This window comes from Salipiger mangrovisoli (genome assembly GCF_015223355.1).
GTDB lineage: Bacteria > Pseudomonadota > Alphaproteobacteria > Rhodobacterales > Rhodobacteraceae > Salipiger > Salipiger mangrovisoli.
Genome location: NZ_JADFFK010000006.1, coordinates 39,370 through 59,851 on the forward strand (window position 1 = coordinate 39,370; position 20,482 = coordinate 59,851).

Consider the following 20,482-nt stretch of genomic DNA (forward strand, 5'->3'; position numbering starts at 1 on the left):
CACGGCGGGAGGAAGTCCCGAGGCGGGATTCCGCGCTCGGATCCCTCTCAGCCCCCGCCGAGCATGGCGTAATAAGCGGCAAGATCGGCGATGTCCTCGTCGCTGAGATTGCGCGCCGCCGCCTGCATCAGCGGGGCGCGCGGCGCCTCGGGCACCGGTCCATCGCGGTAGAGACGCAGCCAGTTGACCAGCCAGTAGCCGTCCTGCCCGGCGATGCGCGGGGTATCCGCGCGCCTCGGCGACAGACCGTCGTCGCCGCCCTCGTGGCAGGAGGCGCAGCTGGCGATGTCCTCGTGCTCGTCGCCTCGCTGCGCCAGCGCGCGGCCCCGCTCGGCATCGCCGAAAGGCAGCGCCCTGCCCTGCCATTCACCGCTCATCCCGGCGTAGCGCGCGGCGATCCCGGCACGGGTCTCGGCGCTCAGGGGCTTGGCGAGAGGTTCCATGAAGCCGCTCTCCCGATGCCCCTTGGCGTAGGCCCCAAGCACCAACTCGAGCCATTCGGCGGACTGCCCGGCCAGCTTCGGCGCGGTGCCATCGCGGCCCAGACCGTCCTCGCCATGGCAGCGCGCGCAGCCGAGCTCCTGCGGGATCGCGCCGGGCAGACCACCGAAGCGCACGCCGTCGCTCTCATAGCCTCCGGCGCGGCCGAAGGCGGCGTCCTCGTAGCCCGCGCGGTCAAAGCTGTCATAGCGAGAGAGGAAGGCCGCCAGCGCCCAGGGCTCGTCCTCGCGCCCTGCACCCGGCCAGCTGGGCATGCCGGTGTACTTGAAACCATGCCGGGCGATCCACCAGAACTCCTTGGGTTCGAAATCCTCGGAGGTCAGCATCGGCGGCTCGGGGCGCATTCCTTCCACCACCGGGTTGCGCGCGATGCCCGGCGCGCCGTGGCAGGTCTGGCAGCCGGTGGCGAAATGCCCCGCGCCAAGACGGATCAACGCCGGATCGTCGAGATCCACATGCTCCGGCACCTCTACGCGACCCGCCCGCACCCGCACCGCGTTGCGCAGGTACTGGTGCAGCACCTCGCCCACGCCGGGCAGGTGCGGCACGGAGGCCGCGATATTGTAGGGCGCGAACCAGAAGAAGGCGGCGCCGCCAAGGGCCAGGGCGCCCATGCCGCCAAGTATCCAGCGTTTCACTCGCATGCCTGCGCCTCCTTCAACTCCAGCGCCTGCCCCAGCCGGCGCAGCGCCGCGACGAGATAGATCGCTCCCCCGGCCCCGGCCATCAGCGCCCCGGCCACCTGCTGCTCCTGCAGCGCCGAGAGCCCGAGATGACCGGCGCAGATCTCGCCATAGAGCGTGCGCGGAGCGAGGCCGATCAGCGCGCCGAGCAGGGTCATGTGCATCGTCGTGGCCAGCAGCACCACCGCGCCGCCGAAACCGCCCGCGGCGCGGACCGTGGCCCAGAGCATGATCCCGGCAATGAGAAAACTTCCCTGCTCCAGCATGAGGCCCGTGCCGCTAAGACGCGCCCAGAGGTGCATCCCCGGCAGGTGCCAGACCCAGACCACCAGCATCTCGGCGACCGCGCCCAGCACCAGCGCCATCGCGCCAGAGGGCAGGCGCAGCCTCGGAGCCCAGAGCGCGGGCACCCCCGCCGTCACGCCAAGGTGCAGCACCATGTGCAGCACCATCGAGCCAGCCGCCAACCCCGGCAGTGGCCCGAGCCAGAGCGCCGCCAGCAGCGCCAGCGCCAAAAGCCGGCGCGGGCTCAGCATTGTCCCAGCACCATGCCGGGGATCACGGTGAAGAGGATCGCCGCGGCGGAGAGCACGCAGAGCAGCAGCGCAACGTGGCCGACGAAGCGGTCGCGCCCGCGCTCGGAACTCTCGGTGATCTCCTCGAAGATGACGAAGACCCCGCCGTAGCGCCGCACCGCCAGCACCGCCAGCCCGATGATCGCACCGATGCAGAGCGCGCCCAGCCCGGCGATGATCCAGCGCGGCTCGGCCAGCGAAGTCCCGCGCCCGAGCTTGGCGCACCAGATCGCCGCGACCCAGTAGCTGATCAGGAAATGCGCCGCCCAGATCGAGGGCGCGGCGACGAGGATCCAGACCGAGCCTTGGTCGATGACACGCGGCGCATCGCCGGGCGGAACGATCTTTCTGCGCGGTGCCATCACGCGCCCCCCATCAGCATCGGGAAGAGCGCCAGCAGGGCGAAGATCACCACAGCCGTCAGCGCGAGAAAATGGGTGAAGAGCGTGAGGTTCGCGCTGTCGGCCCGGTAGCGCGGCGTGCAGCGCTTCCGCCAGATCCGCGCGGCCACGTAGAGCCGCATCACCGCGTCGAGCAGCAGGTGCAGGCCCATCCAAAGGATCAGCACCCAGACAGTCGCATCAAACGAGGCCTCGGTCGGGTCGAGACCTGCGCTCCACGCCGCCCAGCCCCACGCGCCGATCCCCGCCGCGCCGAGCGGCACGCCCGCGACCAGCAGCGCCATCGCCTGCCCCGCGCTGCCGCCCGCCAATCGCTCGCGCGCTGCAAGCGCCGTCAGCCAGCTCGCGAGCAGCAGCGCAAGGCCGATGAGCAGCCAGCCGAAACCCGGCAGTTTCGCCGCGCCCGGCAGGAAGTCCGGCAGCGCAGTCCAGTAGAAGAAGTAGCTGAAAACCAGCCCCATGAAGGCGGTCATGTCACCGGTCATGGTGATGAACACCGCCCACCAGCCGGGCGAGTTGTTGCCCTGTGCATAGGTCGGCAGCACAAGCCCGCGGCCCGCCATTTTCTCGGGTTTCTCGGGGATTTCCGAGGTGCCGGTCCACAGCCACCAGAGCGTGAAGCCAATGAAGCCCGCGCCGAAAAGCAGGGTCAGCGCCCAGAGATGGAAGGTCGCAAGGATAAACACCGCGCCGAGGCAGAAGGCCGAGCCTAGCGTCAGGTAGCTCGGCCCGCCGACCCGCTGCACGTAGAGCGGACGGGCGTCGAGGATGTCGGTGATGATCAACTCGCGCTTGCCCTCCTCGGCGTCGGGCAGGAACCACTCGCCCCGGTCCATCTCGCCCAGCAGCTCCTTCTGCTCCCACAGCGGGTAGCGGGTGTGGATGTAAGGGATCGAGCGCACGCCCCAGGGCTTGTCGGGGACCTCGCCGCTCCATTCCATCGTCCCGGCGTTCCAGAGGTTGCGCACGACCAGCGGCGCCTTGCCGCGCGGCCAGAGAACGTTCACCGCTAGCACCACGAAGCCCGCGGCGAAAACAAAGGCTCCGATGGTCGAGACCATGTTGAGCACCGCCCAGCCGTCGGTCACGTCATAGGTCCAGACCCGGCGCGGCATGCCCATGACCCCGGTCCAGTGCATCGGCAGGAAGGCGAGGTTGAAGCCGCCGAACATCAGCCAGAAGCTCCAGCGGCCCAGCCGGTCGGACATGCGTTTCTGCGTCACGAATGGGTACCAGTAGTGCACCCCGGCAAAGAGCGGGAAGAGCATGCCGCCGATCAGCGTGTAGTGCAGGTGCGCCACGACGAAATAGCTGTCATGCGCCTGCCAGTCGAAGGGCACCAGCGCCACCATCACGCCGGTCAGACCGCCGAAGACGAAGATCGCCAGCGCGCCCCCGGCGAAGAGCATCGGCACCGAGCGGCGCAGCTTGCTGACCAGCATGGTGGCGATGAAGCAGAAGATCTGGATGCCCGTGGGCACTGCCACCGCCTCGGAGGCCGCCGAGAAGAACGAGAGCGAGATCTCCGGCAGGCCGGTGGTGAACATGTGGTGGACCCAGAGGCCGAAGCTGAGGAACGCCACCCCGACGGCCGAGAGCACGATCCACGAATGGCCGACCATGGGCCGCCCGGCGAAGGTCGGCAGGATGGTGGCGATCAGCGCGATCGAGGGCAGGAAGATGATGTAGACTTCGGGGTGGCCGAAGATCCAGAAGAGGTGTTGCCACAGGAGCGGATCGCCGCCCCGGTCGGGATCGAAGAAGGCCCAGCCGAAGGCGCGCTCCATCTCGAGCAGCAAGTCCCCGGCGATCAGCGGCGGGAAGGCGAAGAGGATCATCCCCGCCACAACCAGCACGTACCAGCAGTAGAGCGGGATGAGATTGAGCCGCATTCCCGGCGGGCGCGACTTCAGCACGCCGACGATCAGCTCGACGGCGGCCGCGATGGACGAGACCTCGATGAACGACAGGCCCAGGAGCCAGATGTCGGCCCCGAGCCCGCTGTAATCCGGGTCGGACGACAGCGGTGTGTACATGAACCAGCCGCCGTCGGGGGCCACGCCGAAGAACACCGAACCGCAGACGAAGATGCCGCCGATCAGGAAGCACCAGTAGCCGAAGGCCGAGAGCCGCGGGAACGGCAGGTCACGCGCGCCGAGGATCTCGGGCAGGATGAGGATCGCCACCGCCTCGAAGATCGGCACGGCGAAGAGGAACATCATGGCCGTGCCGTGCAGGGTGAAAAGCTGGTTGTAGAGGCTTTGCGACAGCAAATCGTTGTTCGGCACGGCGAGTTGCGCGCGGATCAGCAGCGCGAGGAACCCGGCGAAGGTGAAGAAGGCGAAGGAGGTGAGCAGGTACCACTTGCCCACCGACGAATTGTTCACCGCAGAGATGCGCCGCCAGCCGGTCGGGGTTTCCCAGACCTTCATCAGCCGCGCACGCTGCGCTTCGTCGCGCGCCCTGTCGTAGGGCTCGGCGGGGGGCGGCTTGGAGAGGTCGATCTCTTCGGTCATGCGTGGCGCGGTCCCTTATTCGAGGCTCATCAGGAAGCTGACAAGCGTATCGAGCCGCGCGCCCCGAAGCCCCGGGTAGGAGGGCATGTCGATATCGGGTTTCATCGCGTCGGTCTCGGTGATCCAGCGCGCGATGTTCTCGGGCGTCATGTCGTAGATGCCCGCCCCCAGTTTGTCGCGCGACGCCAGGTGGGTCAGATCCGGCCCGACCGGTCCTTGCGCCTCGGTGCCGCGGATGGCGTGACAGGCACCGCAGCCCTCTTCAGCAAAAATTGCAAAACCCGGATCGTCCATGGCCACCCGCGCCGGCTGCGCCTCTTGCGCGAGCCAGGCCGCGAAGTCATCCGGCTCCATGACGATCGCGTCGAAACGCATCAGCGCATGTGCCCCGCCGCAGAACTCGGCGCAAAGCCCGCCCCAGTTGCCAAGCCGCCTCGGCGTCAGCGCCAGAGTGGTCTCTCGGCCGGGGATCATATCCATCTTGCCCCCCAGCGCGGGCACCCAGAAAGAGTGGATCACGTCATCGGCGGTAAGCCGGAACAGCGCGCGTTCGCCAAGCGGAAGACGGATCTCGTTGGCCGTGGTCACCGGCCCCTCGGGCGTGTCGTAGATGACGCGCCACCACCAGCGCTCGCCGTCGACGCGCACGGTCAGCGCGCCGTCGTCGGCGGTGATGTCACGCAGGATCAGCAGACCCCAGATCAACAGACCGCCCACCACCAGCACCGGCAGGGCAACCCCGCCCCAGAGGATGAAGCGCCGCGCCTCGCGCTCGCGGTGGGGCTTGGCCTCGGCGCGGTGGGCGTAGACGGCAAGCCCGACGACCAGCGCCCAGATCACCCCCGCACCCACGAGCACGATCCAGAACAGCGTCTCGACCGCGCGCGCCTCCTCGCCCGCCGCCGCAAGCCAGTTGTGCCGCCCGCCACACCCCGCGAGGACCATTGGAATGATCAGGAAACCCCTGCGTCTCAAACGGATAACGCCCCTTGCCGTCACCAGCACCCTTCTCCAAGCAACCGCGTAGCAGGGCGATCGGTTCCCGAAGAAGTGAGCGAAAGGTGAAGGACGGTGTTTAGCTCGCGAAAGGGTTGAGAAGACGAAGGCTGCTTTCAACCAAAAGCCCGTGGTGCATGTCCTCGGTCCACAGCGTGTCGCACCCGGACCGGAGCGCCGCCGCGACGATCATGGAATCGTAGACGGAAAACCCGTAACGCGCCCCCAGCGCGCGGCCGATGTCATGGGTCTCGGTGGTGAGCGGCACGGTCTCGCAGAGCGCCCGGACCCCGGCGAGGAAATCCCCCGCCTCCTGCGGGCTCAGCCGGGCCTTGCGCAGACAGTTGACCAGCGCCTCGTTCAGCACCTGCACGCTGATCACCCCGCCCTGGAGCAGCAGCGCCTCGGCGCGGTCCGCCTTCGGTCCCTCCCCCAGAAGGTAGAGGATCACATTGGTATCGAAGAAGGCGCGGCTCATCGGTCAGCGCGCGTTCGCCTCGTCACGCGACAGCCGTGCTTCGGCGGGCAACCGACCTCGGAAGCGGCGCAACCCGGCAAGGATTTCCTCGGGCCGCTCGGCACGGCTGACCGCAAGCCCCCGCGCATCGGGATGCAACTCGATGCGGTCCCCCTCCTTGAGGCCAAGCTCGCGCACGAGTTCCGCGGGCAGGCGAACCGCGAGCGAATTTCCCCATTTCGAGATCTGCATGGCGCCCTCCGGAACGCGGATATACACTCGAAAATGTATATCCGAATTGAGGGTCAATCAAGGCGCCCTACACCAAAAAATAGGCACCCGAAGATCTCTCTACGGGTGCCGACCATAATAAACAAAAGACAAAGGATACGTCGGCCCAACAGCCTCCCCCTTCTGCCCGAACGGAGAACGTCGCCCTGAAAATGCGGGCGAGGCGCTGCCATCAGGAGAGAAATCTCCGATCTTGCTCAGTCATGACAGCGACCCGGGCCCGTTCAGATTAGCGGGAAATCGCCGTGCGTGAGCAGTTTTTTGCGCCAGCCCGGCAGCTTTCGTGCAAGCCACTGTCCTGCCGCATCTTTTCCACAATCTGTGGACCACGGATTTTCAACCCAAGAGAGAACGACTCGATTGGCCCTGCTACGCTGCCGCGAAGGCAAGCGAGAATCACCGGGTCGGCACAGATCTATGATCGCGGTCAAATCATTAATATGTTGTTAACAATGGATTTTTTGAGAACCCGCCTTGCAAAACCACCAGATGCAGTAGCGCATTCCTTGTCACCTACATTCAGCAGTGTTCACCGCAAGAGACTCAGACTGTCGCAGAATTGACATACCGAGGCTGTGGATAAAATCGGGCATGCATTGTCCGGCCTGCCGATCGCGTGTCTGCAATAGAAGACGCCCCCGGCCTTGCGAGCCGGGGGCGCGGTCACACCGTCAGGCGCGATTTCAGCCGAGGATGCCGTTCAGCGTCGCCGAAGGGCGCATCACGGCAGCGGTCTTCTGCGCATCACCGTGGTAGTAGCCGCCCAGATCGGCGGGCTTGCCCTGCACCGCGGCCAGCTCGGCCACGATCGCCGCTTCGCCTTCGGCCAGCGCCTTGGCGATGGGGGCGAAATGCGCCGCCATCTCGGCGTCACCGGTCTGCGTCGCCAGTGCCTCTGCCCAGTAGCGGGCGAACCAGTAGTGGCTGTCGCGGTTGTCGGGCTCGCCGACCTTGCGCGAGGGCGAACGGTCGTGGTCGAGGATGCCCTGCGTCGCGGCATCCACCGCATCGCCCAGCACCCGCGCCTTCTCGTTGCCCTTCTGGTCGGCGAGGAACTTGAAGCTCTCGCCGAGGGCGCAGAACTCGCCCAGCGAGTCCCAGCGCAGGTGGTTCTCTTCGACCAGCTGCTGCACGTGCTTCGGAGCCGAGCCGCCGGCACCGGTCTCGAACAGGCCGCCGCCGTTCATCAGCTTCACGATCGACAGCATCTTGGCCGAGGTGGCCAGCTCGAGGATCGGGAAGAGGTCGGTCAGGTAGTCGCGCAGCACGTTGCCGGTGATCGCGATGGTGTTCTCGCCCTTGGTGATGGTCTCGAGCGAGGCGATGGTGGCTTCGCGCGGGGCCATGATCTCGAACTTGTCCGCCACGCCCTTGGCCTCGAGGATCGGCTTCACGTAGGCGATCAGCTCGGCGTCATGCGCGCGGCTGGCGTCGAGCCAGAAGATCGCGCGGTAGCCGGTGGCCTTCTGGCGGTCGATCGCCAGGTTCACCCAGTCCTCGATCGGCGCCTTGCGGGCCGAGGCCGAACGCCAGATGTCGCCCGCGTCCACGGCGTGCGAATGCAGCACGGTGCCATCGTCGAGGATCATCTTGACGGTGCCCGCCTCGGGGATCTCGAAGGTGGTCGGGTGCGAGCCGTATTCTTCCGCCTTCTGCGCCATCAGGCCGATGTTCTGCACGGTGCCGGCGGTTGCCGGGTTCAGCTTGCCGTTGGCCTTGAAGAACTCGATCGACGCGTCATAGACCGGCGCGTAGGAGTTGTCGGGGATCACGCAGTTGGTGTCGGCTTCCTTGCCGTCCGGGCCCCAGCCCTTGCCACCGGCGCGGATCAGCGCGGGCATCGAGGCGTCGATGATCACGTCCGAAGGCACGTGCAGGTTGGTGATGCCCTTGTCCGAGTTCACCATGTACATCGGCGGACGCGCGGCGGTCACTTCCTCGATCGCGGCGACGATGTCGGCATTGTCCTTCACGCGCGCCAGCAGGTCGCCGAGGCCCGAGTTCGGGTTCACGCCAAGCACCTTCAGCTCGGCGCCGAACTTGTCGAACACCGGCTTCAGCCAGGCCTTCACCGCGTGGCCGAAGATGATCGGGTCCGAGACCTTCATCATCGTCGCCTTCATGTGCAGCGAGAAGAGCGTGCCCTCGGCCTTGGTCTTGGCGATTTCGTCTTCCAGGAAAGCCCCGAGCTTGGCAGCGCTCATGTAGGTCGCATCAACCACGGTGCCGGCGGGGTAGGAGACGCCCTCTTTCAGGACCTTCTCGCCGGATGCGGTTTCCAGCACGATCTTGGCGGTCGCCGCCTTGTCCAGCGTCGCCGACACTTCGTTCGAGAAGAAGTCACCGCCGTCCATCGAGGCGACGCGGGTTTTGCTGTCCTTGGTCCACTCGCCCATGCGGTGCGGGTTCGACTGCGCGAATTTCTTCACCGCGGCGGCGGCGCGGCGGTCCGAGTTGCCCTCGCGCAGCACCGGGTTCACGGCCGAACCCTTGATGCCGTCGTATTTCGCCTGGATCGCCTTTTCCGCATCGGTGGTGGCGGCCTCGGGGTAGTCGGGCAGCGCGTAGCCCTGGCCCTGCAGTTCCTTGATCGCGGCCACGAGCTGCGGCACCGAGGCCGAGATGTTCGGCAGCTTGATCACGTTGGCCTCGGGGGTCTTCACCCATTCGCCCAGCCAGGCCAGGTCGTCCGACTGGCGCTGCGCCTCGGTCAGCGCCTCGGGGAAGGTCGCGAGGATACGGCCCGCCAGCGAGATATCCTTGGTGCCGATCGATACGCCGGCGGCCGCGGCGAAGCTGCGGATGATCGGAAGCAGCGAGGCCGAGGCCAGCTCGGGCGCTTCGTCGACCTTGGTGTAAACGATGTCAGGAGTGTTGTTCTCAGCCATGATGCGGTGCCTTTCCTGGGGGTCTGGCCCCCTTTAGCCGTTCTGCATACAAAGGTCTACAGTCGCGGTGACGCAGCAAAGCGCCGCGCTTCGCCCCCCTGCCCTAGCGCGGAGTCCGCGCGTTTTCCACGCCGTGCAGCCCGCGTGCGCGACCATATGCCGATGGCAAGGTCAGCGCGATGCGCGTCGAAGCGATCAGTCCTCTTCGCGCAGGCTCGACCCTTCGGGCAGCGGGCGCTTGATGTTGCGCTGCATGTCCATGACGTAGCCGATGATCGCCGCCACCGCCTCCCAGTGCTGGATCGGGATCTGCTTGTCGACCTCGGCCACGTCATGCAGCGCGCGCGCCAGCGGCTTGTTCTCGATGATCGGCACCTCCGCCTCGCGCGCCAGCTCGCGGATCCGCGCGGCAAGCAGGTCCGCCCCCTTGGCCACGCAGACCGGCGCCAGATCGACCCCGCTCTCGTATTTCAGCGCCACGGCGAAATGGGTCGGGTTGGTCAGCACCACCGTGGCCCGCGGCACCGCCTGCGCGACGCGCTGCCGGGCCCGCTCGCGGCGCAATTGCATCCGCTTGCCACGGATCTGCGGATCGCCTTCGGTGTCCTTGTGCTCGTCCTTGATGTCCTGCAGCGACATGCGCTGGTTGCGCCGGTGCTCGAAGCGTTTCCACAAGACGTCCGCGACGGCGATCACCAGCAGCAGCGCCAGCACCACAAGCAGCATCTGCGAGGCCGTGCGGCGGGCGAAGTCGGTCACCATCTCGGGCAGGATCCCTTGCACCATCCAGATTTGGCGGACGCCGTGATAGGTGATCCAGAGCCCGATCGTGCCCACCACCAGCACCTTCACGATGCTCTTGAGGAATTCGACCATGGCGCCCATCGAGAAGATCTTCTTGAACCCCGCGAGCGGGCTGATCTTTGACAGCTTCGGCCGGATCCTCTCTGCCGCCACAACGATATCGCCCTGCAGGAGCACCCCGGCCACGGCGCCGAGCACCATCAGCGTCAGCAGCGGCGCGAGCAGGATGCCGACGCCGCGCAGCACACCCCAAGTCACCCCGCCCAGATCGCGGATGCCCTGAACGTCCTCGCCAACGGTCACCTGCCCCGCGGTCTCGAAAACCCCGCGCAGCACCCCCGCAAGCGGCGCGGAGACGCTCGGCATGACAAAGGCGGTGATCGCAAAAAGCGACAGCACCGCGGTGACGTTCCCCACCTCCTTGGAACTCGGGACCTCGCCTTTCTCTCGCGCCTTGCGCAGCTTTCGCTCGGTCGGCTCTTCGGTCTTGTTGCTCTTGTCCTCGTCTTCGGCCACCGCGCGCTCCTCAGAAGACCAGCAGGCCGAGCCAGTCGGCGAAATGCTCGGCGAACTCGCGCAGCATCAGTGGCGAAGCCATGACCAGCACCAGCAGGCCCGAGCAGATCAGCACCGGCCCGGCGACGAAGAACACCGGCAGCGTCGGCATCATGCGCGCGGTCAGGCCCATCGCCAGGTTGAGCAGCAATCCCATGACGAAGAAAGGCGCGGCGATCGACAGGCCCATGTAGAAGCTCGCGCTCACCGCCTTGACGATCTGCTGCGCGAGATCGCCGGTGAGAATGCGCCCCGGCGGGAAGATATCGTAGCTCATCACCATGGCGTGGATGATCAGGTGATGCATGTCGGTCGCGAAGATCACCGCCACCGCCGCCATCATCAGCGCCGTAGAGACGAGGTTGGCCCCTTCGAAGGAGCCGAGGCTGGGCGAGAAGGCGTTGGCAAGCCCGGCGATCATGCCGATCTGGTAGCCGGCGAATTGCAGCCCGGTCAACAGGATGCGCCCGCACATGCCGATCCACACCCCCAGCGTCAGCTCGATCGCGAGGATGCCGATGAAGCCGGCGGTGTTGTCGAAATCCACCGGCCCCAGCGGCGCCAGAGGATAGAGCGCCAGCGACAGCACCAGCGCCATGGCCAGCCGGTGACGCACCGGGAACAGCGGCTCTCCGAGGCCGGGCATGAACATCAGGATGCCGCCGATGCGGGCAAAGACCAGCGCCACCCCGAGGAACTGGACGGTGATCAGCGCCGAGACGTTCATTACTTGCCGATGGTCGCGACGGTGCGCAGCGCGGCCTTGCGGTGGATCTCGTTGTGCGAGAGCACGGTGGTCATCGGGCTGACCCGTTCCAGCATCGAGCGCACGAAGCTGCGCACCTCGGGGCTGACCAGCAGCGCCGGCCATTCGTCGCGCTCGGCGAATTGCTGGATCTCGCGCCGCGCCTGCAGCACGAAGTCCTGCACCCGCTGCGGCGACATGACGAAGTTGCGCTCGTCGCCGCTGACCCGCAGCGCCTCGAGGAACTCCTTCTCCCAGCCCGGACCCATGGTGATCACCGAGATGAAGCCCGAGCCGTCCACCATCGATTTGCAGATCTGGTTGGCGAGGCGGCGGCGCACCTGCTCGGTGATCTGTGTCACGCTGGAGGTGCCGCGCTTGGCCTCGGCGATGGCCTCGATGATCAGGGGCAGGTTGCGGATCGAGACGCGCTCGGCCAGCAATCCCTGCAGCACCTGCTGGATCAGCACCATCGGCGCGTTGCCGGGGATTTCCTTGGCGAGCTTCTGGTACTCGCGGTCCAACCCCTCGATCAGCTCCTGCGTTGCGCCGTAGGTGGTCAGTTCCGGCAGGTGTTCCTTCACCACCTCGGTCAGATGGGTGATGATCACGCTTTCCGGGTCGACCACGGTCAGCCCCATGCCCTCGGCCTGCTTGGCGGTCTGCGGATCGACCCAGAGCGCATCGAGGCCGAAGGTCGGATCCTTGCCCTTCTCGCCCTTCAGACCGCAGTCACCGGGGTTGACCACCATCATGCCCGCGGGGCGCACCTCGCCGCGGGCGACCTCGACCCCCTGCACCATCAGCGCGTAGCTCTGCGAGGGCAGCATCGGCTCGTCCTTGATCCGCACCGTGGGCAGCACGAAGCCGAACTCGCGCGCGAAAAGCCCGCGCAGGCTCTTGATCTTGCCCGCCAGCGCCGCGTCGGGGCTGGAGATCAGCGGCACCAGCGCCTGCCCCAGATCAAGCCGCAGCGTGTCGAGTTTCAGCGTCTCCTTGATGCTGTCCTCGGCAGGTGCGGCGGCCGCCTTCTGACGCTGGGCCTCCTCGCGGGCTGCGCTGCGGGTGGCCTCTTCGGCACCGCGCTGCACGGTGATGCCGAGAAAGATCATCAGCCCTGCCAGCGCCGCGAAGACCAGAGACGGGAAGCCCGGCAGCAAGCCGATGGCAAAGAGCAGCGCCGCGGCCATGAACAGAGCCTTGGGGAACTTCGACAGCTGACCCAGGACCGCCTCGTTGGCCGCACCCTCGGTGCCGCCCTTGGTGACGATGAGACCCGCGGCGAGCGAGACGACCAGCGCGGGAATCTGCGACACCAGCCCATCGCCGATGGTCAGCACCGTGTAGAAGTTCGCCGCCTCAGAGAGCGACAGGTCGTGCTGCGCCACGCCGATCAGGATGCCGCCGATGACGTTGATCAGCGTGATGATGATCCCTGCCACCGCGTCGCCACGCACGAATTTGCTGGCACCGTCCATCGCACCGAAGAAGCCGCTCTCGTCCTCCAGCTCCTTGCGGCGGCTGCGCGCCTGCTCCTCGTCGATCAGCCCGGCGCCGAGATCGGCATCGATGGCCATCTGCTTGCCGGGCATCGAGTCCAGCGAGAAACGGGCCGAGACCTCGGCGATCCGGGTCGAGCCCTTGGTGATCACCACGAAGTTGATGACCACGAGGATCGCGAAGATCACGATGCCGATGATGAAATTGCCGCCGACGATGAAGCGCGAGAAACCCTCGATCACCCCGCCCGCGGCGCCGGGGCCGGTGTGGCCCTCGGACAGGATCAGCCGGGTCGAGGCGACGTTGAGTGACAGCCGCAGCATTGTGACCACCAGCAGCAACGTCGGGAAGGAGTTGAATTCCAGCGGCTTCGGGATCCACAGCGCGACCATCAGGATCAGCACCGAGACCGACAGCGAGACCGCGAGACCGAGGTCGAGGATCACCGGCGGAAGCGGCACGAAGAGCATGCCGAGCATCAGCGTCACGCCGAGGGCAAAGGCCACGTCGCGGTTGGCGAAGCCCTTGCTCATCAGACCGGAGCCCTTGCGTGGGGAACTTGTGAAAGGATCGGTCACGGCCATCAGAACATCTTTCGGAAGGCGGGCAGTACGGGTTGCATGACCTCGCGCCCGTAGAGACTGCGCGCGCCCTCGTCGGCGGCACCGCTTCGCGTGGTCAGCCAGGAGGTCCAGAAGTGGCCCTCGGGCAGCGGTTCGGCAGAAGCAACCGCGACCGCGACGCTTGCATCGCCATCCCCAGCCCCCGCCGCCAGCGCGCGGAAGATATCAAGGCGGTCATTGGCGATCGCCACATTCTGCTTGAGCCGCCCGAGGTAGACCTGCTGGTACTCGGGCGTTGCCGAGTGATACCGGCCCGCCGCCTCGACCCAGTCGCCGGTCTGCTCGTAGAGCGAGACCAGCAGCCGCGCCGCGTAATCGACGTTGCGCGCCGGATCGAAACCATGCTCAAGCGAGACGAAAGCCTCGGGATGCCAGCGCAGGTTGACCTGCATGCAACCCACATCGACCGAAGCGACGCCGTCCTTCTGCCGCGCCCGCACCCAGCTGGCGGCGGTCTCGGGGTTGTTGAAGTAGCGGCCGTCGCCCTCGGCATTGGCGGTCCAGGGCCAGATGGTCAGCTCGCCTTCGTGCATCATGCCCGACTCCTGCAGGCCGATGCCGAGGAGCAGGTTGCCGGGAATCTGGTGGCGCAGCTGCGCGCGCAGGATCTCTCGGATGCAGATGCCCGAAGGTGCCGAGGCCGTGGCCGTGGCCACAGGGGCCATCGGCTCGGCCGTGCGCGGCGTCGGGCGGTAGAAGTCGCTCCAGTCCGCGACAGCGCTCTGCCCGCTGCCGACCAGCGCCGCGACGGCCAGAAGTGCGCTCCACAGCCCGCGCATCAAAAGCCCCCGTTTATGATCAGGTCGAACACCGAATCCGAGAGCCGCTTCACCATGGCGTACATGAAAGGCATCAGCACCAGCAGGCCAAGGAAGATCGCCACGATCTTCGGCACGAAGGTCAGCGTCATTTCCTGGATCTGCGTCAGCGCCTGGAAGAAGGCCACGGCCAAGCCGATGCTCAGCGCGATCGCCATGATCGGACCGGATGCGTAGAGCACGGTCAGGAAAGCGTCCGACAGGATCGTATGCGTATCGGCTTCGGTCACCGCGTCCCCATTCGCCGGATCAGACCGGCATGCGCATGATTTCCTGGTAGGCCTCGACCAGCTTGTCGCGCACCGACACCGCCACCTTGACGGTGGATTCCAGTTCGAGCGTCGCCAGCACGACCTGCTGCGTGTCGACATCGCCGCGCATGCCGCTCTGTGCAACCGCCTCGGCCTGACGGATGGTCTGCACTGTGTCGGCACCGGCCTTGGCAATCATGTCCGAGAAGCTGGGCTTCTCGGTCCGGTCCGGCACGATGGCCGGCATCTTCTCGGCGGCCATGTCGCGCGACGCACGGTATGCGCCGCTGGCGGTGTTCAGCGAAAGAAGCGAGGAAGGTCCCGCCATAGTTCAAAGTCCTATTTCAGCAGGTCGAGCAGCTGCGAGCGCATGGTGCGCCCGGTCTCGAACATGTTCAGGTTGGCCTGGTAGCTGCGCGAGGCCTCGCGCATGTTGGCCAGCTCGAGGATGGTCTTGACGTTCGAGACCTTGACGAAGCCGTCCTGGTTGGCGGCAGGATGCGACGGGTCGAAGCGCAGCTCGAAATCGGCGTCATCCTGGGTCACGTCCGAGACACCCACCATCGAGGCACCGGTCTCGCGGTCGATCATTTCCTCGAAGGAGATCACCTTGCGCCGATAGGGCTCGCCCCCTTCGGTGTTGCCGGTGGAGCTGGCGTTGGCGACGTTCTCCGAGACGACCTTGAGGCGCTCGCCCTGGGCACGCATGCCGCTCGCTGCGACGTTCAGAACTGATTTCAGCGGATCCATGATGCCCTCTCTCAGCGGATGCCAGTGACCGCGACGGTCAGCAGGGTGTGGCCCTTCCGATACAACTCCGCCGCCAACCGGTAGCTGCCCGCCACTTCCGCCGCCTTGATGGTCTGCTGCTCGACCGACACGGTGTTGCCGTCGAGGCTGGCTTCCCAGGCGGTTTCGTCGCGCTCGATTCGCACGCCGTCGGGGGTGGTATGGCCACTCTGGATGTGCTGCGCGTTGGTGACCGCCAGGCCGTTCATCGACCGCTGCCCGTCGAGCGCCTGGGCAAAGTCATTCACCTCGCGGGCCTTGTAATTAGGCGTATCCGCGTTGGCGATGTTCTCGGAAATCACACTCTGCCGCGCCCCGAGCCACGTCATGCGCTCGGAGGCCAACTGGAAAAAGGACATACCATCAAGTTTCATGAAGAGTTCCCTTTCGGTTGAAACAAGGATAGCATGAATAAAACGGACACATCAATGGATAGTGACCATGCACACCGCGTTTTCGGAGCTTTCAAGCCTTACCAGGACCATTGAAAGGTCAAGCATAACCGGCGAGGTGAAATCCGCGCTCGGGCTGGTCCTGACCGTTTCGGGGCTCGAGCGCGCGGTGGGCATCGGTGCGCATTGCCTGGTGCAGGGACGCGAGGGGCCGGTCCTGGCCGAGGTCGTTGGCATCGACGCCCAGGGCACGCGCCTGCTGCCCTTCGGCAGCTGGGACGGGGTGCGCACCGGCGATCCGGTGCATGTGTCGCACAGCGCCAACGAGATCCGCCCCGACGACGCCTGGATCGGCCGCGTGGTGAACGCGCTCGGTCAGCCGCTCGACGGCAAGGGCCGCCTGCCCGAAGGCGGCAGCCCGCGCAAGATCCGCGCCGCGCCGCCCCCCGCCTTTGAACGCCGCCGGGTTGGCCAGCGGCTCAACACCAAGGTCAAGGTGATGGACGTCTTCACCCCGCTCTGCCGTGGGCAGCGCATGGGGGTCTTCGCGGGATCGGGCGTCGGCAAGTCCACGATGATGGCGATGCTGGCGCGCGGTGCGCAGGCGGACGTGATCGTCGTGGGCCTCGTCGGCGAGCGTGGCCGCGAGGTGCAGGACTTCCTTCAGGAAGACCTCGGCGAGGACGGTCTGGCGCGCTCGGTGGTGGTCGTCTCCACCGGCGATGAGCCGCCGCTGATGCGCCGTCAGGCGGCCTGGACCGCCACGACCGTGGCCGAATACTTCCGCGATCAGGGCAAGCAGGTGCTGCTGCTGATCGACAGCGTCACCCGCTTTGCCATGGCGCAACGCGAGATCGGTCTCGCCGGGGGCGAGCCGCCGACCGCCAAGGGCTACCCGCCCACCACCTTCGCCGAGCTGCCGCGGATGATGGAACGCGCCGGGCCAGGCTCGGGCAGCGGCGGCGACATCACCGCGCTCTATACCGTGCTGGTCGATGGCGGCGACATGGAGGACCCGATCGCCGACGCTGTGCGCGGTATCATGGACGGGCACATCGTGCTCGACCGCAAGATCGCCGAACAGGGCCGCTTCCCGGCGGTGAACCTGCTCCGCTCGATCTCGCGGATGCTGCCCGATTGCCATCACCCGGACGAATACGCGATCTACAAGGCCGCCCGCCGCGCCGCGGCGCGCTATGCCGACATGGAAGAGCTGATCCGCATCGGCGCCTACCGCCGCGGCAGCGACCCCGAGGTGGATTCCGCCATCGATCTGGCCGAGCCACTCGACCGGCTTCTCAGCCAGGGCAAGCGCGAGTCCATGGACGTCTCCGAGACCTTCGCCCGGCTCCACGGCGCGCTCGGCGATGCGGACATCCCGGTGCTGCCCGGCTGACAGGCACCGCCGCAGGCAAGACATCGCCGGGGCGGGTTCGGGATGCTGCCCGCCCGCGAGCGGAACCATGCCCAACCGGTCGTGCTGCGGCCTATCGCCAGCCCATGCTGCAGTGCAACATCTCGCCCCCATCCATGCCGGGAGAATAACGTGATGCAACTCTACCTATAGGCGATTCGCCGAATTCCGGGTCCCAGCGGTCGGACGAATCGGAATACTTGCAGAATGTGCCGTAAAACACGGGCCCACTGGCCAAATCTCGCCGAAGCGCGGGAAACAACCGCAGCGAACTTGGCCTCATTTCGGCAACAATTGACCATTTAAAGGCGAATTGCAGCCCAATTTGGTTTCACGTTTGACTAAAGGTTGGGCGGTGGGGTTAATGCCGCTATCAGGTTATGCTGTAGTGCAGAAAAGCTTGGAAAATTCCCAAGCTCACGACGTTATGGAGATGGTTTGTAGTAAGGTTTTCTCACGGGAGGACTTGTTTGAGTTTCCAAGGTCGTGGAACAGCGTCCAGCGTCATTGTCCCATCGTTACAATGAGCTTCTAAGAACAGAGAGCACGGCCGCTGTAGGCCGCGTTCCGCCGATAAAATAATTTGAGAGGCCCCGCTCTGGCGTGGCCCTACGTGGGCAGTTGAGATTAGACACGAAGACAATTTGGGATACCAAAATGAGCAACACATCGACGAACAGGCTGCGCTCCGCAGCAGGCATGAGCGAAGTTCAGAGCTCTGGCCGGCTGTACGATCGCGCACCTAAAAGACTATTGGACGTCGTGCTCGCACTCACGATGCTTCCGATGATCCTCCCCATCGTTGCGCTCCTTTACGTGGTTGTCCGCCTCGACGGCGGCGCCGGCTTCTTTGGCCATCCGCGGGTCGGCCGCAACGGCGAGACCTTCCGCTGCTGGAAGCTCCGCACGATGGTTCCCGACGCGCAGGAGCGCCTCGAACACCTCCTCGCGACGGATCCCATCGCGCGCGCCGAATGGGACAAGGACCGCAAACTGCGGAACGATCCCCGCGTCACGCGTTTCGGCGATTTTCTCCGCCGGTCCTCGCTCGACGAGCTGCCGCAGATTTGGAACGTGCTGAAAGGCGAGATGAGCCTGATCGGCCCGCGTCCGGTCACCCTCGACGAGCTTGATCGCTACGGCGGCCACAAGTGGGTCTACCTCTCGCTGCGTCCCGGCGTGACCGGGCTTTGGCAGGTCTCTGGCCGTAACGATGTCAGCTACGACGAGCGCGTTCAGCTCGATGCCTCCTACTACAACGAGCTTGGCCTCCGGTCAGACCTGCGCATCCTGCGGCAGACGGTCGGCGCCGTACTCGGCCGGACAGGCTGCTAGAAGACCTCCCGGTCTCGATTGCCCCCTTGCGCAAGGGGCCACCCATCGGGTGGCCCCTTAATTTGTCCGCCGCACCGTGATCGGCACAAGGACATGGAAAAAGGGCGCCCCGGGGGGCGCCCTTTTTCTTGGAACCGTCCACGCTTGATCGCAGGCCCGTCAGACGCAGGCGGCGGACACCTTCTGCGCGCGCTCGTACAGCGCGATGTCGGGCGCACAAAGCTCGCGGATGCGCTGCATGACCGGCTCGGGGTAATCGGGTTTCCGGTCAGGGGCGACGTTCAGCTTCGCGATGCGCAAGGGTACCCCGAAGACCTCGCCGTAGCGTTTTACGAAAGCGTCCTGCCGATCGAGGAACCCGATGAGCGCGAAGTCATCGAGGCGGGCCATGGCCAGTTCTGTGGCCGCGGGCACCTCTTCTTCGGGGATGTCGTTCCGGCCAGCGAGATAGCGCAGGAACACGCGGGCCTGACGGCGCGCGACCGGCCCCTCGACATAGGCCTCGAGATCATCCCCGATGATGCCCGCACGCTGCGCCATGCGCATGTTCGAGATCGTCCGGGCAACCGGATCGCGCATGATGGTGACATAGCGGTAGGCCTTGCCGAAGTGCCGCATGGCACGTTCGGACCAGAGCACGTGACCGTGGATCAGCATTGTGTCCCAGGCCATATGCTGCAGCAACATGCCCTCGCGCAGGTCGAAGACAGACTGGCCATGATCAAGGTCTTCATGGCACAGCTGCGCGTCATCCTTGTCGAACTGCAGGATTGCCGCGGCGCGGCGCGTGGCCACCGCGTCAAGAACGCCCAATCTGTGGTTGAAGGGCACGGTGGCATACATCGCTTCGGAAAGCGACGTACCGCCGCATTTGGGGAGGTGGAAGAACACGCATCGGTGGCGCGGGGTGGAGTTCATCATGGTTCGGACGCTACGTCCGGAGAGGATCGCGAACCTTCGGGTCAGCCGTTCGCGGAATGGAGCTTTTCTCGCCAAAAGTGGGGTCTCCTTTGTCGGCGGCAATTTCCATGCGCCCGCACAGCTACGCCTGAACCGACGAAATGCAGCAAGGTCAATCTGTTCCGGGTGGCGATAAATTGCTGCGCGGCGGCATCAAAGTCCCAAAGCGAAAGCAGTTGGCACACAAAAAAATCCGCCCGCGGCAAGGCGCGGGCGGATCGCAGTGTCATAGGGTCAGAGCGTCGCTCAGAAACCGAAGAGATCGAAGCCGTCGTCTGCGTCCAGGCCCTTCAGCAGCAGGGTCCCGCCGGTGTCCAGCTCGACGACGAGGCCGGCGTCGGTCTCATCGTAGCTGCTCACTTCGACATTTTTGAACTCGAGCGTGTCGATGCCCATCTCGAAGTCGAAGACCTTGTTGAAGCCGGTCGAGTCGGCGGTGAAGATGAACTTGTCCGCGCCTTCGCCACCGAAGAACTTGTTGTTGCCGGCGCCGCCCTGCAGGATGTCATCGCCGGTGCCGCCAACCAGCTTGTCGTTGCCGAGACCGCCGATGAGCACGTCGTCGCCCGAGCCGCCAACAACGGTATCGTCGCCGGAACCACCGGCGATCGTGTCATCCATCGTGCCGCCTTTGATATAGTCGTCGCCGGTGCCGCCCTTGAGCGAGTCCTCGCCCCCTGCACCGTTGATCACATCATTGCCGCCGCGGCCATTGACCGTGGTGTCGTCGTTCAGGGCGACAAAAGTGTCCACGCCGTTCGAGGTGATGATAGACATAGTTAATCCTTCACAATGTTTAAAAAATTCTCAACGGCAGATTGCCGCCGCGATGGTTGGCTAATTATTGCTGCTCGCCTCTCGGCCTCTTGCCTGCCACATTTGTCGCATGAGCGAGCAAAGTCAATGAGTTATGGCCCTAAAATAAACGTGTTTTTGCCACAATTGAGGACACCCTCAGGTAGAAATTTACAACCTATGCGCCTTTTCG

General features: G+C 65.6%; 20 protein-coding genes. 2 read left to right on the forward strand and 18 right to left on the reverse strand.

Annotated elements, in window-relative coordinates; genetic code table 11:
• Window positions 1-47: 47 nt before the first annotated feature.
• The 16 genes from IQ782_RS09305 to flgB all read right to left on the reverse strand — a co-directional run bounded on the left by IQ782_RS09305 (window position 48) and on the right by flgB (window position 15,767).
• Window positions 48-1,145 carry a c-type cytochrome gene (locus IQ782_RS09305; RefSeq protein ID WP_240989201.1) on the reverse strand — a complete coding sequence of 366 codons (1,098 nt, stop codon included), beginning with the start codon at window positions 1,143-1,145 and terminating at the stop codon, window positions 48-50.
• A complete protein-coding gene (locus IQ782_RS09310) occupies window positions 1,136-1,720 on the reverse strand; it encodes a cytochrome c oxidase assembly protein (RefSeq protein WP_194134358.1) in 585 nt (194 codons plus the stop codon). The genes IQ782_RS09305 and IQ782_RS09310 overlap by 10 nt, the downstream gene beginning before the upstream one ends.
• A complete protein-coding gene (locus IQ782_RS09315; RefSeq protein WP_194134359.1) occupies window positions 1,714-2,121 on the reverse strand; it encodes a hypothetical protein in 408 nt (135 codons plus the stop codon). The genes IQ782_RS09310 and IQ782_RS09315 overlap by 7 nt, the downstream gene beginning before the upstream one ends.
• The gene (gene ctaD / locus IQ782_RS09320) at window positions 2,121-4,676 is read right to left on the reverse strand and encodes a cytochrome c oxidase subunit I (RefSeq protein ID WP_194134360.1); all 2,556 of its coding nucleotides are present in this window, start codon (window positions 4,674-4,676) and stop codon (window positions 2,121-2,123) included. The genes IQ782_RS09315 and ctaD overlap by 1 nt, the downstream gene beginning before the upstream one ends.
• Before the next feature lie 15 nt (window positions 4,677-4,691).
• Window positions 4,692-5,621: a cytochrome c oxidase subunit II gene (gene coxB, locus IQ782_RS09325; RefSeq protein WP_194134361.1), complete on the reverse strand. Its 930-nt coding sequence runs from the start codon at window positions 5,619-5,621 to the stop codon at window positions 4,692-4,694.
• 130 nt (window positions 5,622-5,751) lie between these two features.
• Window positions 5,752-6,150, reverse strand: coding sequence for a PIN domain-containing protein (locus tag IQ782_RS09330; protein ID WP_194134362.1), 399 nt, complete (start codon window positions 6,148-6,150; stop codon window positions 5,752-5,754).
• A gap of 3 nt (window positions 6,151-6,153) precedes the next feature.
• The gene (locus tag IQ782_RS09335) at window positions 6,154-6,381 is read right to left on the reverse strand and encodes an AbrB/MazE/SpoVT family DNA-binding domain-containing protein (RefSeq protein ID WP_194134363.1); all 228 of its coding nucleotides are present in this window, start codon (window positions 6,379-6,381) and stop codon (window positions 6,154-6,156) included.
• Between the two features lie 722 nt (window positions 6,382-7,103).
• Window positions 7,104-9,308, reverse strand: a complete 2,205-nt coding sequence (locus IQ782_RS09340; protein ID WP_194134364.1) for an NADP-dependent isocitrate dehydrogenase — start codon at window positions 9,306-9,308, stop codon at window positions 7,104-7,106.
• A 195-nt stretch (window positions 9,309-9,503) separates the two neighbouring features.
• On the reverse strand, window positions 9,504-10,628 hold the full coding sequence (flhB, locus tag IQ782_RS09345; RefSeq protein WP_194134365.1) for a flagellar biosynthesis protein FlhB: 1,125 nt from the start codon (window positions 10,626-10,628) through the stop codon (window positions 9,504-9,506).
• 10 nt (window positions 10,629-10,638) lie between these two features.
• Window positions 10,639-11,394 carry a flagellar biosynthetic protein FliR gene (locus tag IQ782_RS09350; RefSeq protein WP_194134366.1) on the reverse strand — a complete coding sequence of 252 codons (756 nt, stop codon included), beginning with the start codon at window positions 11,392-11,394 and terminating at the stop codon, window positions 10,639-10,641.
• Entirely contained in the window at window positions 11,394-13,445 is a 2,052-nt protein-coding gene (gene flhA, locus IQ782_RS09355; RefSeq protein WP_476707521.1) for a flagellar biosynthesis protein FlhA, read from the reverse strand. Before flhA ends, IQ782_RS09350 begins: the two co-directional genes overlap by 1 nt.
• 50 nt (window positions 13,446-13,495) lie before the next feature.
• Window positions 13,496-14,314: a lytic transglycosylase domain-containing protein gene (locus IQ782_RS09360; protein WP_194134368.1), complete on the reverse strand. Its 819-nt coding sequence runs from the start codon at window positions 14,312-14,314 to the stop codon at window positions 13,496-13,498.
• Window positions 14,314-14,583, reverse strand: a complete 270-nt coding sequence (locus tag IQ782_RS09365) for a flagellar biosynthetic protein FliQ (RefSeq protein ID WP_194134369.1) — start codon at window positions 14,581-14,583, stop codon at window positions 14,314-14,316. The genes IQ782_RS09360 and IQ782_RS09365 overlap by 1 nt, the downstream gene beginning before the upstream one ends.
• Before the next feature lie 19 nt (window positions 14,584-14,602).
• Window positions 14,603-14,932 (reverse strand): flagellar hook-basal body complex protein FliE, encoded by a 330-nt coding sequence (gene fliE / locus IQ782_RS09370; RefSeq protein ID WP_194134370.1) that lies wholly within the window; start codon window positions 14,930-14,932, stop codon window positions 14,603-14,605.
• 11 nt (window positions 14,933-14,943) lie between these two features.
• Window positions 14,944-15,354, reverse strand: a complete 411-nt coding sequence (gene flgC, locus IQ782_RS09375) for a flagellar basal body rod protein FlgC (RefSeq protein ID WP_194134371.1) — start codon at window positions 15,352-15,354, stop codon at window positions 14,944-14,946.
• Window positions 15,355-15,365: 11 nt separating this feature from the next.
• Window positions 15,366-15,767, reverse strand: coding sequence for a flagellar basal body rod protein FlgB (gene flgB / locus IQ782_RS09380; protein ID WP_194134372.1), 402 nt, complete (start codon window positions 15,765-15,767; stop codon window positions 15,366-15,368).
• 67 nt (window positions 15,768-15,834) lie between these two features.
• Between flgB and fliI the strand changes: the two genes are divergently transcribed.
• On the forward strand, window positions 15,835-17,181 hold the full coding sequence (gene fliI / locus IQ782_RS09385; RefSeq protein ID WP_194134373.1) for a flagellar protein export ATPase FliI: 1,347 nt from the start codon (window positions 15,835-15,837) through the stop codon (window positions 17,179-17,181).
• A 717-nt stretch (window positions 17,182-17,898) separates the two neighbouring features.
• Window positions 17,899-18,534, forward strand: coding sequence for a sugar transferase (locus IQ782_RS09390; RefSeq protein ID WP_194134568.1), 636 nt, complete (start codon window positions 17,899-17,901; stop codon window positions 18,532-18,534).
• Window positions 18,535-18,693: 159 nt separating this feature from the next.
• Here the strand turns inward: IQ782_RS09390 and IQ782_RS09395 are convergent, their stop codons facing one another.
• Both IQ782_RS09395 and IQ782_RS09400 read right to left on the reverse strand, forming a co-directional pair.
• Window positions 18,694-19,455 (reverse strand): sulfotransferase family 2 domain-containing protein, encoded by a 762-nt coding sequence (locus IQ782_RS09395; RefSeq protein ID WP_194134374.1) that lies wholly within the window; start codon window positions 19,453-19,455, stop codon window positions 18,694-18,696.
• 285 nt (window positions 19,456-19,740) lie between these two features.
• Window positions 19,741-20,271 carry a calcium-binding protein gene (locus tag IQ782_RS09400; RefSeq protein WP_194134375.1) on the reverse strand — a complete coding sequence of 177 codons (531 nt, stop codon included), beginning with the start codon at window positions 20,269-20,271 and terminating at the stop codon, window positions 19,741-19,743.
• Window positions 20,272-20,482: the final 211 nt, after the last annotated feature.